This is a genomic window from uncultured Phascolarctobacterium sp. (assembly GCF_934190775.1).
In the GTDB taxonomy this organism is placed as follows: domain Bacteria; phylum Bacillota; class Negativicutes; order Acidaminococcales; family Acidaminococcaceae; genus Phascolarctobacterium_A.
In genome coordinates, this window is sequence record NZ_CAKPTG010000003.1 from 108,318 (window position 1) to 125,069 (window position 16,752).

The following is a 16,752-nucleotide window of genomic DNA, read 5'->3' on the forward strand; positions in this document are numbered from 1 at the left end:
CACAAAGCTGTTATTTTAAGTCTGTTTGTACATTTTCAATAGATGTTAGAGCTTTTGTTATAGCGTGTCATTTAAGGGTAAGACGGTTGAGATTGTTACAAATTGATTCGAATGAAAAGCAGGAGCTGCTGTACATAGGTACGGCGGCTCCTGCTTTGTGGTTTAATAGCTTATTTTTGAATCATATTGGTGATAGTGCTTGTAGAAAGGTAGTGACAAAACGCAATATTACCTCACCTCGAAAATAGTTTCTAAAAACTTTATAGAAAAAAGTTATACAAAACTATTGACAACAAAGTGGGGTATGCTTATAATATAAATGAAAGTTGCGACCAACTTTTTGCGAACGCTATGGAGGTGTTTTAATTGTTAAATAACGAATTTAGTAAACAAGCAGAAAATCTGTCTAAGAAAATCGAGGAAGGCTTAAGAATTTTGCTGCCCGGTTATACTGCCTTGGATAAGGCTGCTATTACTTTGGTATTGTTTGCAGCAAGCAGTCTGCAAGCAGGTATCGTCACCTATAGAGAAGCTATTGCATCTTTACCTGAAAATATAAAAGCTGATATTCGTAATTGTACGAAAGTAGACGTGGTTTGGGATGATGTAAAACAGCTTTTGGAAATGTATGAAACGGAAGACTTTTTACAAGTCTTGTTAAGCGTTTCCGATAATGACGCAAGAACAAATTCGTGTAACTTACCGGCAAGTTTAAATCAACTTGCTGAAAGGTTTTTGCGTATCAAATCCGAACCAGGCAAAGGATTGCAGTTGTATTCCGGTTCCGGTGATACATTAACCGGCCTTGTTTGCCGGCACAATAACCTTGCTGTTACAGGCTTGGAATTAAGTCGTGACGGAGTACTTATTTCCCAATTTAAAGCGTTTGCACTTGGTGCTCAGATAGAAGTAATCAGACGTAGTCCTATTGATTACTGTCTTGCTGGGCGTGGAAAAGCTGATTATGATTTCGTTATCAGTACTCACCCTTTTGGCTTAAGGGTTAGAATGCTTAGCGATAAATTTCCTGAACTCAGCGATATTTACCCGTTCTTGCGAAGCGGTACAGCAGCGGATTGGGTTTGTGGCTTGCTGGCTCTGGACAATATTGCACCGGACGGTAAAGTTGTGGCGTTTTTTTCTGAAGGCTGCATGTTTACCAATCAGGACCGTGAGGTTAGAAAGTATTTAGTACATAATGGTTTGGTAGAGGCTGTAATAGCTCTTCCAGCCAAAATGTATTCTTATATGAGTATAAAACCTGTAATGGTAGTGCTGAGTAGGGGAAATAAAGAAGTGAAGATGGTTGATGCTTCTGATATGTTTACACCCGGAAGACGTCAAAATGAGTTTTCTGAAGAAAACATTGAGGCGATTATTGACGCTTATAATCATCCCGGTGAAAAAAGCGTATGCGTTACCGTGGATGATCTCAGCAAAAGCGACTATACTTTGCTGCCTACACGTTTTCTGGCTGTGCCGGAAGATACAATTAAAAACGGAAAACCTTTGGAAGAACTTGTACGATTCGGAAGAAGTGTTGCAATCACCGCTTCTGCATTAGATAAGTTATCTGTAGATGAAAACGATGCTTCAACGAATTACTATTTGCGCCTTTCGGAAGTACATGATGGCATGGTAGACAATCGTTTACCTAAAATCAGTTGCATTGATAAAAAATACGAGAAATATCTGTTGGAGGACAACGATATTATTTTGTCGCGTAATGGTTCGCCGTTTAAAGTGGCATTGTTTAACGAACAAGCCGGGACTAAGGTTTTACCTGTCGGTAACTTGCTTATTCTTCGTGCCGATACGAGTAAAATTAACCCGATTTATCTTAAAGCGTACCTTGAAAGTGAACAAGGCATAGCCGGTTTGAGCGCATTGCTTACCGGAGTTGCAATGCAAGTTATCAGCTTGGAACGTCTGAAAAAGATGCTTGTACCTGTTCCTGATATGGAAGAACAAAATGAAATAGCAGAAAAATATCTTAGCATTGTTGACGAATTGAAAATTTTGAATTTGAAAATCATGAATGCTAAGGACAGACTGCGCCATGTAATTGACAACGGAAAGGCTGGTGAGTGAACGTGTTAAATGAAATGCAGATGTATGAATTTTTTTGAAGCCTTGATGAAGGAGTTTTCCGAGTGTGCCTTAGAAAAAGCTATCGCTTCTATTAGGTGGATTTAGCTAATGAAGAGCTATCGAGTTTTTTTGAGAGGGTGGTTTTTCCCAGCCTCATTGCTTGCCCAAGATTGTAAAACGTTGCAGCAAAAGTGTTCGAACAAACACTTTTGGTTGAAATGACGAGGATTTTATGATAGAATAAACGATAGAGTTCTTATACCATTTGATAATTGAGGTGAGGTTCATACTATGGCAGTCAGCTATAAAAAATTATGGAAAATGCTTATTGACAAGGATTTGAAAAAGAAAGATTTGGAAGAGCAAGCAAAGGTCAGTCATTACGTAGTAAGCAAGCTCTATAGAGGTGAAAATGTAACTGTTGATGTGCTTGAAAGAATCTGTAAAACCTTAGACTGTTCGATGGATGATATTATGGAGTTCGTTCCAGATGATAAGTCCTAACTATTGGATGCTTAATGTGATATATAGATGTTGAAAAAATGGCGAATAACAACATCAACTCACAAATGAGGAGAGCTAGCGAAAGGGGCATTTACTATGGCAAGAAGAGATTCTTTCGAGTATGAGATTGTACAACATATTGCCATTCTTTCAACAGATAAGAGTGGTTGGACAAAGGAACTTAACTTTGTCTCCTATAACGGAGCACCACCTAAATATGACATTCGGTCTTGGGATCCCAATCACGAAAAAATGGGTAAGGGTGTGACTCTGAATAAAGAAGAATTGGTTCAACTTGAATCAGTTCTTCGAGAACTTTTGTAATGGGAGCAAGGCCTCCGGCATGGGATAAATATGAAGCAGCTTTACTTTTAGAAGGAGTGCTTGATGTACAACAAAAAGGAATGGCTAGTTCAACTGTTGTAAAACGCGTGTCGGAAGATCTAAGAAAGATGGCTCAGAACCGTGGGCTGGAGATAGATAACTTATTCCGAAATGTTAACGGAATTACATTTCAGATACAGAGTATGGAGTCGGCGTATCGCGGATATACCGTTTTCAAGCCGGCAACAAGGCTGTTTTCTGAAGTTGCAGAAATGTGTAAATCGGATTATTCACAGTACGAAAAACTGCTAAAGGAGGCAAAGGGCATGGTGGCAGCAAACAACTCTGTCGAATTAAAATTTTTTGAATACCTTGCTAAGAAGGTGTCGCCTGCTAAACTTTCTGCACTGTATCCTTGCTATGCCCAGATTGAGGCTTTCTGTATAAAAACAAAAGTATTACAGAAACCGCTTTTTGAAACCACAGATGAACTAATGATCCGCAAAGTTCAAAGAACTATTGAGCAAAACAAGTTTTTTAGGATTACTCACAGAAAGATTTTTGATAAAACGCTTTCTGCGGGAAGGTATTATCTTCAGTTTATTTATGAAGGTCGTTTTCTTGATAAGGCAATAGAATCTGTAGAACAAATCACTTCTTCGTCCACTTTGAGGTTGAATGACGAGAAGAGTGTCGAACCGACTGAACATAGAAACGAAACAGAGCCCATCACCATCTCTATGGCAAGGACAGATGAGGATAATCGTCTTCATCAAAAATATCCTATTATCTTCAAGAGAATGTTCAATGCATTACAAGAGCTTTCTTCCCAATCGAATAGTGGTGTTTCAATCACTGAGGTTGAAACTCAAATCGGAAGAATTGCTCGCCCTTCTGTTGTGGAAGAAATTCTTGACAACGCAAGTTGGTCAAAACCTATTGATGATAAATATATCTTTTCGGCAGACATTGTCGATCACAGTGTAGCATACACTGATCGGAAGCAGGATGCGGTATCCGATGTCCAAGACGAAGAAAGTCATGTTGAAGCAGAACCTGCTTATAAAGAGGAATTTGGTGTTGTTGATTTCAATAACCGCAATAATCTTGCGTACACAAAGCCGATTTACTTTACCTATTTCGATGAAGAGAAAGCAAGTGGTTCTTCTTGGACAGAACTGTATGTCAACTTCACTGCTACACTGATTGAGGACTACCCTCATGTGTTCAAACCGGGTATGTCTTTTACTAAGAGTAATCGGAGTAATCGTCGAATTGAGCTCGCCATGATTGCTGATTCCAATTTGATGATTGCTCCGAAGGTTGTTCCCCAAACCGATTTTGTTTTGGAAACCAATATAAGTGCAAGTGACATTGTAGCAAAGATGGGGTTCATGCTGGTTCTTTGTGGTGTGGATTATGAGAACATTGTAATCAAATACAAAAAGAAGGAAACCACGCCTTCAGCAAGTAAAAAAACAGTAAAGACTCAGTTAACTGCGTTCAATAGTGCAATTAATGCGACGACATTTTCGCATTTTTTGAAGGAAGAACAGAAGATGGTAGAAGCGAGTTGTAGTAGCTATTCTTCTGCAATCCACAACTGTGAGGCATTTGCCAGAGAACACGATTTTTCGTCCTGGAGGCTCTATACAGAAAATCGTGCAGAAGCACAAGCTACGATTAAGCTGCTTTTTGAAAACGAGCAGTTCCAGGGGTATAACACCCGACAGCACAATCTCTTTCGTGCTGCATTGAATAAATTCATGCTTTTCTTGGGCACTGAATCAATAAGTGTACCTGTAAAGGCGGAGCCAGGCAGGAGCGAGCAAGTTGTTCGGATTGAGAAATACTCAGCCGTCCTCAAGGAGAATTTCAGAAAGGGGTTTCGTATGGAATCCTCACTGGAGCTAAGAAAGTTCCGGAGATATTATGCGACCATCAATGGGATGGAGCTTGAAGACTCTGATGAACAAGTTACTCAGAACATTAAGAAGATGTGTCTCCTTTATGACAGAAAAGCATTCTTGCCTGATGTAATGCTAAGTGATGATCTGCGTGAATCTCTGCTCCAATATATCAATGAGAGTTTTGCAAATGGAAAACATGCGCTCTACTATCAGGCAATCTATAACGATTTTTCTGAAGCATTTCTGGATTATCATATCCATGATGCAGAAATGCTCCGTACATACCTGATGCACCTGGGAATGAGCGGTGTGTTTTTCAATAGAAGTTATCTTTCTCAAAAGCCTTTTGTTGAGATTGATCCGCTGTCTGAGGTTCGGGAGTGCTTGAAGGAACACGCTCGTCCAATGACCTACGAGAAATTGTTTTCCGAATTGTCGCATTTACCTCAAAGCAAGATCAAGTCTATTCTTGCAAGTAATGCGGAGTTCGTTAATAACGGTAAGGGAGAATACTTCCATGAAAGTTCTGTTGCTCTTTCTAATGAGGAGTTAGAAGACATCGCTGCTATCATTACTTATTCCATCGAGGAAAAGGAATTTGTCGGAGGCAATGAATTGTATGATGCTATCAAGGTCAAATATCCTTACATCATCGAAAGCAACAGCTTCTGCTCAGTTTATGGCTTCCGGGACGCATTGAAATACAAATTTGGCGATCGCTTTTCGTTCAAGGGAAATATTATTAGCCGTACTGGTCAAGAGTTGTCCATGGCTGATGTGTTTACAAGCTATGCCAAGACGCATGATAGTTTCACATTGGTAGAGCTTCAATCCCTTGCAAGCGAGCTTGCCACAGTAATTTACTTTGACTCTGTGTACGCTAACTCATTGCGAATCAGCAAAGAACAATTTGTTGCAAAGAATCGGGCACAGTTTTCTATTTCCGAAACGGATGAGGCACTTGACCGTGTTTGTTCAAAGGACTATATATCTATTCCGGAAGTTACAAATTTTGGCGTGTTTCCGTATGCCGGCTTCCCGTGGAATAGTTATCTGCTGGAGCAATATGTTGCAGAGTATAGTCAGAAATATATGCTCTTGCATAGCAACTACAATGGCACTGAATGTGCAGGTGCTATTGTAAAACGCAAAGCAGGAATTGAGACTTTTGATGATTTCATCGTGGATTTTCTTGCTAAAAGCAGTATTGAGCTGAATAAGGCATCTGCACTTCAGCTCCTGAGTGATGCTGGATATCTTGCGAGACGCAGATACTCCAACATTGAATCACTCATTATTCAGGCAAACGCACAAAGAAACAGGAAGGACACTGATTGATATGTACTCATATAGCTGGGATATCGAGACAGGCGGATTGTTGCTGAATAGCTCACCGCTTTCATTCAGCAAGGAGCCTCGACCGGTATATTACAAAGAACTGGATATATTGGGATTCGATCAATATTGGAACTATGCCAAGAATGATGCGTATCCTTATATGTGGGCAGAGGCCAACAATTATTTCTATAGAGGAAGGCTTGTTGCAAAGACGAAGGGCGGAAGTATGTGTACCGCACCTGAAATCGTAATTGTGGAAGAACCTGAGCCAAATGGAATGCCTCTGCGCTTTGTTGACATCCCGGCTATGGTAGAAAAAAACAGCGATCTCTTAGAGAAGCTTGCGGCAGAGACAATTAAGAAGATTTACAACACCTATGTGGAATATATGGATAAGGTGGATGTCTTTTATGTTGCGTTCAGCGGTGGTAAGGACAGTATTGTAGCACTCGATCTGGTTCAGAGAGCGCTTCCGCATAACAAATTTAAGGTCTTGTTTGGTGATACGGGAATGGAATTTCCGGACACCTATAAGATAGCAGAAAAGATAAGGGAGTTCTGTGAAGATTCCGAGATTGAATTTCTTCGATCAGAATGTGACTTTGACCCAGAATATACGTGGCGCCAATTCGGACCTCCTGCACAAACCATGAGATGGTGCTGTAGCGTTCATAAAACTGCTCCACAGATCATTCTGTTACGAGAATATATGGAGAACCCACACTTCAGAGGTATGGCGTTTACTGGTGTTCGAGGAGATGAAAGCGCATCGCGTAGTGAATATGATGATGTGAGTCTTGGGGAAAAGGTAAGAGGTCAGTATAGCTGTCATCCAATCCTTGAATGGAATTCAGCTGAACTCTTTGCGTATATTTATGACAGAGACCTTCTGATAAACGATGCGTACAAAAAGGGAAATAGTCGAGCTGGATGTTTGGTCTGTCCCCTTGCTGCATCAAAAAATATGTATTTCAAAGAGCAGTCCTACAGTAGCGGTGATGATGGTCATCGTACCACAACCACATTTAACGATATTATTCTGGAAACGACCTCCAAGGAATTATCAAATAAGAGTGCTGTAAAGGAGTTCATGGATATTGGTGGTTGGAAGGCTCGAAGAAGCGGAAAAGAATTATCCTTTGCAAAGAATTACATGATTGATTCTTTTGAAAAAGGAATCTTCACGCTTCAACTTCTTAGGATAAAAACAGATTGGAAACAATGGATCAAAACTGTTGGTGATATAACATTTCTGGAACATGGAGATGTAGAAATCTTATACAGTCAAAAGCTTTATCACCTTGAGATTACAGAGAATGAAGATGGAATGACTGTAACGGTAAATATAGGTTCGAATACTCAGAAGGACATCTATTTTATGTCTGCACTGAAAACCGTATTTAGAAAAAGTGCTTACTGTATCGGATGTAGAGTGTGCGAAGCAAATTGTCCCAATGGCTATATAACGATGAAAGATGGAAATGTTTATATTGATGACAAGTGCGTAAAATGTAAAAAATGTCATGATGTGTTCTATGGGTGCTTGCTTGCAAATTCGATGAGACTGCCGAAAGGAGAAAAAAAGATGGGTAGTATTGATAGATATGGGAATATGGGTGTCGAACTTGATTGGGTTAGAGAATACTTTAAATCCAAGGATGAATTTTGGACTTCGGCGCATAGCTTGGGAACCAATAAGGTGAAAAATCTCAAGAGTTTTCTTAATGATAGCGAGGTCACAACCAAGGGTAGCTTTAGCGGCTTTGGTTCTGTTATTGATAACATTGGGATTGACTCTGTTGATGCGTGGGCGTTGATGCTTTGTAATCTTACATATTCTTCCGAGTTCAATTGGTGGATAAAAAACATTGACTTTAATGTTACCCACACGCCGGATTCAATCTATGCGCTCTTAGATGATACTATGAGCAAGAATTCTCGCAGTCATATTGTTTCTGCGTATAAGAATATCTTAATTTCGACACCGCAGTTGGGTGTTGAAATTGGGCTTGGTTCATGCGATTACGAACTAAAAAAAGGCAAGCGTATTTGGAATAGTGTCGTTCGTTTGCCTTGGAAAGCTCCAAATCCTCTTGTGATTCTCTATTCTCTGTTCAAATTTGCCGAGGCATGTGGTGATTACTATCAGTTCACGCTGTCCAGATTGCTGAATCACGATATTGACAGCGATGGCGTAAGCCCAACGGAAATCTTCGGCCTCGAAAGAGATCAGATGGAGAAGATTTTGAACGGTCTTTCCATCAACTATCCGGATTTCATCAACGCAAGCTTCACGCTGGATTTGGATAATATCACATTAAATAGCGAAAAGACATCGGCTGATGTTTTGAGCTTGTTTTAAGGAGGTAAACGAACATGCCGATGTTAGAGATGTACCGTCATTATTTCGATATTGATCCGGACTACTTTCCAGCTGTAAATGAAGCAGTTATTATGAATAATCCTGAGATGTGGAAAAAGTTTTTTTCCGCACGAGACTTTTATAAAGCTGGTAAAGAATACAGTTGATGTCCTTGATCGTAAACAAAAGCTCTGCTTGTGGGTAGAAGGTGCTTATGGCACCGGTAAGTCTCATGCCGTTCTCACGCTGAAGAAGCTCCTTGACGCAAGTGAAGAGGATACACAGGAATATTTTAATCGCTACAACATGGATAAAGATTTGTACAAGCGGTTTCAGGCAGCTAAAAACAGTGGACGCATTCTGAGCGTCCATCGCTATGGCTCTGCCACGATTCGTGGAGATCATAACCTTGTATTTGCTGTTCAGGAAAGTGTGGAAAAAGCCCTTTTGGACGCTGGTATTGAAAACAAGGGCGGTAATGCCCTAAAAAATGCCACCATTGCCTGGCTGTCCGATAAAGATAACAGAGCTTACTTTAACAGTTTGATCACCGGAACCTACTCCGATTTGTTCAGTGGTGATGATGTAGACGCCGTAATTGAAAAGCTAAATACATTTTCTGGAGATGCCCTGTCAAAAGTCATGGACAATATCTTCAAGGTTGCCGATGAACGCCAAATCAAGGCATTGTCTTTGAGCGTTTCTGACCTATGTGACTGGATTCGTGAAGTTATCAAGGCAAACAATCTAAAGGCAATTATGTTCATGTGGGATGAGTTTACGGAGTATTTCTATAATAATGCCCGTAACCTGACTGGGTTCCAGGAACTCTGTGAAATCAGTGAAACCGATCCTTTCTACTTTATTCTTGTTACCCATGTGACCCAGGGTCTTTTCCATGAAAGAGATCAGGACTTTATTAAGCTGAACGGACGCTTTGTCAGTCCGCACAGCCTTATCAGTCTGCCAGAAAACATTGCTTTTCAGCTGATGGGTGCTGCCATGGAAAAGAATGACGATCCGGAAGTTGAAGCCGATTGGGAAGATGTTCTTGGTGACCTGGGTGATAGAACCAAGGAATCCCGCAAATTGGTGAAATCCATCGCTCGGATCACGGATAAAGAAATGGTGGATATTCTGCCTATTCACCCTTATGCTGCACTTTTGCTGAAACATATTTCTTCTGCATTTGACTCTAACCAACGCAGTATGTTTGACTTTATTAAGAATGACCGCGGAGATGAAATCAAGGGATTCCAGTGGTTTATCGACAACTATGGGCCAGAGAATGATAATCCACTGCTTACAGTTGATATGCTTTGGGAGTTCTTCTATGATAAGGGTAAGGAATACCTTGCGCATGACATTCGTTCCATCCTGGATTATTTTGGGCGCGCAGGAAACCAACGCCTTGATTCTGACCAGAAACGCGTGCTGAAAACTGTTCTGCTCCTTCAGGCAATCTCCCAGTATGCGGGTGACTCTGTAGAACTGTTCATTCCGAATGAGAAGAACATCAACAATGCCTTTGAGGGAACAGATATGGATGGCTCTGCTTCTCGCTGCGCAGATCAGCTTATCCGCGACAAGGTATTGTTCTCGAAGTCCTTGGGTGGTGGCAAGTTCCAATACGCAGCATATAACAATGAGGGCGAGGTTGATGTTAAGCCTTTTGAGGACCAGATTGACAAAAAGAGTACATCTGCGTTCATCACAGAAGAATTATCCGATAGGACTCGAATTGTTGATGCAATTATGCTCAGTGGCCCGATCAAACTACGCTATGAATTGAGATTTGTTTCTTCCTCTGATTTTGATTCGACTATCAAGCAGCTGCGTAATACTGAAGACAAATACGAAAATAAAATCGTGGCGGTTGTGTGCTTTGCCAAGGATGATGCTGAAAGTGTTGTACTCGGCAAAAAGATTCGAGATGCCCTTTCTGCGGGAACATACAACATGATTTTCATTGATGCTTCTCGAACACCTTTTGGGGCAGATTGCTATGAAACCTACCGTCACGACATGGCTCTTTCCATGTCCCAGCAGGGTAAGGATAACACACTTGCCAATCAGTATGCTAGCAATGCGAAGGACTCTCTGAAAAAGTGGAAGTCCAGAATCAGTGCGGGTGAATTTATCGTTCATACAGCTGAAAAGCGTGACGGCGAGCGTGCAACAACCTTGGATGCTCTGTATGCTTTGCTTGCAGAGATCAACAAGAAAAAGTTTCCAGATTGTCTGGAAGGTGCATATACCGTCATTGCAAACATGTTTACTCCAAGCAGCATGAAACAGGGTGTTGAATGTGGATGCAATCAGAAAACTGCGGGTACATTCCTTTCCGGCAGTCCCGCGACAAAGCTGGAAAATGCTCTGGAAGGGGCTTGGAAGGTTAAAGACTACTGGAAAGTCAGCCCGCATCTCTTGATTTCTAAAATCAAGAAGTATGTAGATGGAATCATCAATGAGGGATTCCAGAACGGTGGCGGGCGTGTTTCCATCAAACGTATCTTTGATGATTTGAAGGCTGCGCCGTATGGATTTATGCCATGCAACCTGTCTGCCTTTATGATGGGCTTCCTTCTGAAGGAATATACGGATGGAACTTATAGCTGGAGTGATGGTCTCACCAATGATATTTTGACCGTCAATAAGCTTAAGGAGATGATCGACGAGGTTATTCGTCTAGAAATTACTCCGAATGCTCGCTACAAGGATAAGTATATCGTTGCAATGACTCGCGAAGAAAAGGCGTTCAACGAGATTACCTCTGTAGCATTTGGGATTTCCCTCAATTTGTGTACTTCTGTGCCTAATACCAGAGAGCGCATCCGCAGCAAGATGAAGGAATACTCTTTCCCAATTTGGACGTTGAAGTCAATTCTTGATACTGAGACGGTAAAGAGTGATAAAGCTGTTCTTGCTGAGATCATCGAGTCCTTCTGCGGTATTGCAAACAGCAATAACATGGGGGCTGCAAAGTCTGATAGCGACATTGCCATGGAACTCGGTAAGCTGGCAATCGCTAATCCGGACGCAGCAGATGATTTGAAGGGACTGCTTAACAAGGAAAAATGTACTCTCGGAATGATAGAGTATCTGAAAACCTTTGATGAAGGAGCACTGGCCTCTCTCGCGGCAGAAGTCGGTGATGGAGGACAATACATCAATGTGCTCCGCACAAAATTTGACGCAGATGCTGCAAATTGGGTGTGGAATGTTGAAACCGCACAACAGAAAATTCGTGAGGTAATTCTGGAATATACAATTATTGCTGAAAGCAATAAGGTGATCTCCAAGAATATTTCCTTTGATGCCACTATTCGTGAGTGGTGTGACAAGTGTGGCTATATCAGAATATCGTACTCTGCGGCCAAGAACTATTTGGACGAGCTAGGAGCTTTCTTGGAGCTTTTGCATACTGTCAAAAAATCCGGAACCCTGCTCGATTCTCAGAAACAGAAATTCTTGAATCGTTTGACTACGAGTGGCGAGGCATTCCGAGCATTCTACAACAATCAGGTTGCTCTATTCAAACGCGTTTGTGGATACTATTTGGATGGACTCACTGGTGAAGAGATCAAGGATGTTTTCAGCAGCATTCCGGCTGGTTCCTTTACCTACGAAAAATTGGAGTATTTCAATAAGGTCGAGGAGAAAGTCAAGGCATATAAGGAGGGGCTGAAGAGTGCTCAGCTGAAGAAGCTTTGGAGGGAGAGAACTGATTCTGAAAATCCTCGTGCATGGTCTAGAAAGCACAAGATGCCAATTCTGTGTCTAGTTCCTGACAGTGAGTTGTCTAAAGCGAAAGCTGCATTCGGGGCAGTCAACCGCACAAAGCCCGATGAATCAGCCATTGATAAAGCATTGGAGTATTTTGCAAGAGCGAAGTTCTTTGATTTACTTGATGATGAAGGCGCACTGGACAAAGCGTTTAGAGAAGGAGTTATTAAGTCTTACTCTGTCATGCTAACTGACACTGACGAGGTGAAAGATTATCTTGATTCTCATATCACAGATGAGCCATACGATTGGTTTGCACTGCCAGAGGTTGATAAAAAGCTGAAGCAGATGGCAGAAGCTAAATACAATCGTGGTGGATGTGAACAGGCGCTTGCTAAGATTGATGAAATGGATATTGCGGATGTGAAGAAATATTTGAAAGATCTCATCAAGGACAATATGGTTGTTGGCATGGAGATTATTAAAGGCAACTAAGGAGGACGCTATATGACTATTGATGCGGTCTTCAAAAAGATAGACAGGTATCTCAAAAAAGAGAATATCGGGCCTCTGGTCGTAGATGTGCAGAACAGTGAAGACTTAGATGCGGTTGTTACGCATTATAATCTTCCTCAAAACGAGTTTATTTGTGCTTCGGATACTCGGTTCTGCAAAGCAGATGAATTCCCGGACATGGCTTCACTGATGAATTTTCTGGGCAATGAGACAGGGAATTATTTTGTCCAAGAGGTATCTTCGTTTTTCCGGTTGAAGGGTGAAACAGAATTAAAGCAAATGCTCATGGAATTTCTTTCCATGAGCAGTGCGGGTCATGTTGTTATTTTTACATATCAATGCAATTCATTCCTTACATCTATCATTCGGAATGACAGGCGACTTGATAACAGAATTTGTGTCATTGATGGCGTTCATGCTGATATTCCCAAGTTGGTATTCACAGCTAAGGATGTTAACTTTTGCAAGACCAACGCGATAACTTGTGGTATCGACAAGATTGCAAAATTGGTCGAGTCTTCCGCTAAGGGTGTGATTGTTATCGAAACTGGGAAAAACAAAAGCAACTTCCCGTCTTCGCTCTATTCAATCAGCGAGATGATAGATCCTTATGAAATCCTTTGTAGTAAGGACAGTCTTACCACACATATCCCAAAGGCTTTCGCATCAAGCGAGGACTGGAAATATGTTCTTTCGGAATTTCAGTCCTATCCATCCTGGAAACAGTTGATTTCTGCAAAAGTTGGAAATGCTCATAGCCTGGATATTGTTATCTCCAATTATAAGAACAATCGTAGCGACAAAAGATGGCTATGGTTCTATTTCGTTGGCCTGAAACTTTTCGGTTCTGCTTCTGATATATACCTGAATGCAGTTACGAAAAAAACAAACTCTCCGGAAGAATTTATCAGGAATCTGTTTCGGACACTTCTCGATTACGAACCGACTGATCAGAATTTTGCTTTTCTCTACGAAAGTCGAAAGACGATTTTGAATGCAATCGGTAATCCGATTGATGAGATTGTAAGATATTGCAAGATTGTTCTGAGCATGGAAGAAAAGGCTATATTCTATCTAACTGACAACACGCTTCAAGAGCGTGAAATGATTTTCAGAATACTAGATAAGTATGGTCTCGAATACGACCGAACTACACTCATGGAGACCTTGGCAAATATCTATCCGAGTTTGCATGAATATCTCTTGCCATATCGATTCAAGAATGATTTGTTGAATGAATATTTTCAGGAGTACAAGTACCAAAAAGTCATTAACAAGATTTTTCCGGAGTTTATGGAGGTTGTTGAGAATCAAGCAGTGGCACGGGATTATAACGCCATACTGCAACCAAGAAGCGCTGTGATAGAAAGTATTGACACACTTGATGCTCAGACTTTCTTCACGGATGCAATGGGTGTTGAATATCTTGGATACATTATGTCTAAGTGCCAAAGTCTTCATCTAATGGCGAAGGTTCATGTTTGTCGATCTGAGTTACCATCCATTACCAGTCGTAACAAGGATTTCTGGGATGTATTATCAACGGCTCAATATCCTATCATTACATTTAATAAGCTCGATAAAATTAAGCATCACGGAGAAGAAGGATATGACTACAGCCGTGCTGACCGGAAGTTGCCTTTTCACTTGATTCGAGAATTGCAGCTGATTGATGATCTGCTTGAAAATATCAAGATTGATCTTGCCAGTGGAACTTATAAGAAGGCGATTTTGGTCGCAGATCATGGTGCAAGTAGACTTGCTGTAATCCACGAAACTGAAAATCTTGTGAAAATGGAATCTAACGGACAGCATTCTGGAAGATGCTGCCCTAAAAGTGATGTTGACGTTAAACCAGACAACGCTACCGATGCTGATGATTTCTGGGCTCTTGCAAATTACGACCGATTCAAAGGTAGCCGCAAGGCAAATGTTGAGGTTCACGGAGGCGCAACCCTTGAAGAAGTTGTAGTTCCAATCATAGAGCTTACATACTTTGCTGAAGCAGTTGAGATAAGAATTATGCCTGTTGATGCTACTGTGACATTTAGTGGAACCCCTGAGATTCTGGTAAGTTTTCGAAAGAAAGCGGCAATTAAAATTTTCTCGACTCAGAAACTCATGGATGTTTCAATTCAAATCGATGGTCATGTTTATGATGCAAAAGCTGTCGATAATAATTTCTATATCGTTGAGTCTATGCCGGAAATTCGTCGTGCAAAGACTTATGAGGTAGATGTCTATGCTTGTGGCAATAAGGTCGCCTCTGCACTTCCGCTTCGAGTGAAAAAAGAAAGCGGTAGTGAAAAAAGCATTCTTTAAGGAGGGACACTGATGATTGATAAACTGAGAGACTGTTTCGATGAAATGGTCGTCTATAAAGATCTAAGGAAAAGCAACTTTTTTTCAGCGCTTGGTCTTCCTTCCTTCTTGCGTGACTGGCTTTTGAAAAAGTTTGCTGATGAAGAAGGAAATCTGGATCTCGATAAGCTGACAGAATTTATCCACACTTATCTTCCAAACAAGGAAGAATGGGTGCGGATAAAGGATCGAATCATTAACGATAACGAGCGAGTTCACCTGCTGACAAAAATATCTGTGGATATTAGCATAAAAACAGGCGAAATCACATTCTCACTATCTGACTTTGGTCTAACGAATAAAGAAACCATGATTGATAATTCTACATGGGAACAGTATCGTGGTGAACTGGTCAGTGGGCAAGAAGTGTGGGGTGTTGTTGAACTCGGCTATCGTCCCCCTGATGATACTGTAAAGCCGAAGTTACCCGGTAAAATCAGGTTGACAGGATTCACGAATTTCTGCCCTTATACGATAGACCTTGATTACTATAAGGATGTCAGAAACGAATTTACCACGGCAGAATGGATTGATGTATTGCTAGGTGCCATGGATTACAATGCGGCAGGGTATGCTGATGAAGAGCAGAAATTGGCAATGTTGACTCGCATCCTTCCATTTGTCGAAAAAAGGCTGAACCTGATTGAGCTTGCGCCTAAAGGAACAGGAAAATCCTATGTCTTTGGTCATGTAAGTAAATATGGTTTACTTACAGATGGAGGCAAAGTAACTCGTGCGAAGATGTTTTACGATACTGCACGAAAAACACCGGGATTTATTACCGGTAACGATTTCGTTGCCATCGACGAAGTGAAGTTGGTTCAGTTTGGTGATGTGAATGAAATGCGCTCTATCATGCAAGGATATATGGAGTATGGCCAGTTTAATATAGGCGGCTATGAGGGTAAGTCCGATGCTGGAGTTATTTTCCTCGGAAACATTGCTCAGGACAATATGGATGAGTATCAGAATATGTTCTCTGAACTTCCTACTCTCTTTCAAGAAAGTGCGCTTGTTGACCGAATCCATGGATTCATTAAGGGTTGGGATATACCTCGTATGAACGATGATCTTAAAATTTCGGGCTGGGCGTTGAATTCAGAATACTTCTGCACAATTTTGCATGAGTTGCGAAATGATGTAAGCTATCGTGCGATAGTTGATCAGATTGTAGATGTGCCAGAAAAAGCAGATACCCGTGATACGGAAGCTGTAAAGCGCATTACTACCGCATATCTGAAGCTACTGTTCCCGAATGTAAGAACTGTGCAAGATATAAATCCGAGAAAGTTTCAACAGTATTGTTTGCGTCCGGCTGTCCGTATGAGAAAAATAATCAAGAGACAGCTTGGCATCTTGGATGTCGAGTTTAAGGGAAAGGATGTTCCGAATTTCTCGTTGAAGGAGATTCCCAATGAAAGTTGATTGTGTTATCTGCGGTAAAGAAAGATTGGATAAGGATACGATAGGTATCAACAAAAAACTCCTTGGTGAGTCTATTAATAATTTCTACTGTATGGACTGTTTAGCTGAATACTTAGGATGTAATGTACAGGATCTCTTGGATAAAATCGAGGAATTTAAAGAAGAGGGATGTAAACTCTTCATGTGAGGTGAGAA

The 16,752-nt window shown here is 41.1% G+C and carries 10 protein-coding genes; all 10 read left to right on the forward strand.

All coding sequences use genetic code 11. The annotated features are described in order from the left end of the window. Nucleotides 1–366 precede the first annotated feature (366 nt). The 10 genes from Q0G26_RS02555 (at nucleotide 367) to Q0G26_RS02600 (ending at nucleotide 16,744) form a co-directional block, all read left to right on the forward strand. Nucleotides 367–2,091, forward strand: coding sequence for an N-6 DNA methylase (locus Q0G26_RS02555; RefSeq protein WP_293828300.1), 1,725 nt, complete (start codon nucleotides 367–369; stop codon nucleotides 2,089–2,091). A gap of 291 nt (nucleotides 2,092–2,382) precedes the next feature. Next, nucleotides 2,383–2,595 carry a helix-turn-helix transcriptional regulator gene (locus tag Q0G26_RS02560; protein WP_293828302.1) on the forward strand — a complete coding sequence of 71 codons (213 nt, stop codon included), beginning with the start codon at nucleotides 2,383–2,385 and terminating at the stop codon, nucleotides 2,593–2,595. A gap of 96 nt (nucleotides 2,596–2,691) precedes the next feature. Continuing rightward, nucleotides 2,692–2,919: a YdbC family protein gene (locus tag Q0G26_RS02565; protein WP_293828307.1), complete on the forward strand. Its 228-nt coding sequence runs from the start codon at nucleotides 2,692–2,694 to the stop codon at nucleotides 2,917–2,919. Continuing rightward, entirely contained in the window at nucleotides 2,919–6,167 is a 3,249-nt protein-coding gene (locus tag Q0G26_RS02570; RefSeq protein ID WP_293828310.1) for a hypothetical protein, read from the forward strand. The genes Q0G26_RS02565 and Q0G26_RS02570 overlap by 1 nt, the downstream gene beginning before the upstream one ends. Before the next feature lies 1 nt (nucleotide 6,168). Continuing rightward, the gene (locus Q0G26_RS02575) at nucleotides 6,169–8,529 is read left to right on the forward strand and encodes a phosphoadenosine phosphosulfate reductase family protein (RefSeq protein WP_293828312.1); all 2,361 of its coding nucleotides are present in this window, start codon (nucleotides 6,169–6,171) and stop codon (nucleotides 8,527–8,529) included. A 14-nt stretch (nucleotides 8,530–8,543) separates the two neighbouring features. Further along, nucleotides 8,544–8,696 (forward strand): hypothetical protein, encoded by a 153-nt coding sequence (locus tag Q0G26_RS02580; RefSeq protein WP_293828315.1) that lies wholly within the window; start codon nucleotides 8,544–8,546, stop codon nucleotides 8,694–8,696. Between the two features lie 28 nt (nucleotides 8,697–8,724). Next, nucleotides 8,725–12,750: a hypothetical protein gene (locus Q0G26_RS02585; RefSeq protein ID WP_293828317.1), complete on the forward strand. Its 4,026-nt coding sequence runs from the start codon at nucleotides 8,725–8,727 to the stop codon at nucleotides 12,748–12,750. Between the two features lie 12 nt (nucleotides 12,751–12,762). After that, entirely contained in the window at nucleotides 12,763–15,093 is a 2,331-nt protein-coding gene (pglZ, locus tag Q0G26_RS02590; protein ID WP_293828321.1) for a BREX-4 system phosphatase PglZ, read from the forward strand. Nucleotides 15,094–15,105: 12 nt separating this feature from the next. Beyond that, nucleotides 15,106–16,557, forward strand: coding sequence for a BREX system Lon protease-like protein BrxL (brxL, locus tag Q0G26_RS02595; protein ID WP_293828323.1), 1,452 nt, complete (start codon nucleotides 15,106–15,108; stop codon nucleotides 16,555–16,557). Further along, nucleotides 16,547–16,744, forward strand: a complete 198-nt coding sequence (locus Q0G26_RS02600) for a hypothetical protein (RefSeq protein ID WP_293828324.1) — start codon at nucleotides 16,547–16,549, stop codon at nucleotides 16,742–16,744. The genes brxL and Q0G26_RS02600 overlap by 11 nt, the downstream gene beginning before the upstream one ends. Nucleotides 16,745–16,752: the final 8 nt, after the last annotated feature.

What these genes read in the sequence shown, in the direction of transcription:
- Q0G26_RS02575 (WP_293828312.1), top strand. Translation starts at nt 6,169, where the DNA reads ATGTACTCATATAGCTGGGATATCGAGACAGGCGGATTGTTGCTGAAT.
- Q0G26_RS02600 (WP_293828324.1), top strand. Translation starts at nt 16,547, where the DNA reads ATGAAAGTTGATTGTGTTATCTGCGGTAAAGAAAGATTGGATAAGGAT.
- pglZ (WP_293828321.1), top strand. Translation starts at nt 12,763, where the DNA reads ATGACTATTGATGCGGTCTTCAAAAAGATAGACAGGTATCTCAAAAAA.
- Q0G26_RS02580 (WP_293828315.1), top strand. Translation starts at nt 8,544, where the DNA reads ATGCCGATGTTAGAGATGTACCGTCATTATTTCGATATTGATCCGGAC.
- brxL (WP_293828323.1), top strand. Translation starts at nt 15,106, where the DNA reads ATGATTGATAAACTGAGAGACTGTTTCGATGAAATGGTCGTCTATAAA.
- Q0G26_RS02565 (WP_293828307.1), top strand. Translation starts at nt 2,692, where the DNA reads ATGGCAAGAAGAGATTCTTTCGAGTATGAGATTGTACAACATATTGCC.
- Q0G26_RS02560 (WP_293828302.1), top strand. Translation starts at nt 2,383, where the DNA reads ATGGCAGTCAGCTATAAAAAATTATGGAAAATGCTTATTGACAAGGAT.
- Q0G26_RS02570 (WP_293828310.1), top strand. Translation starts at nt 2,919, where the DNA reads ATGGGAGCAAGGCCTCCGGCATGGGATAAATATGAAGCAGCTTTACTT.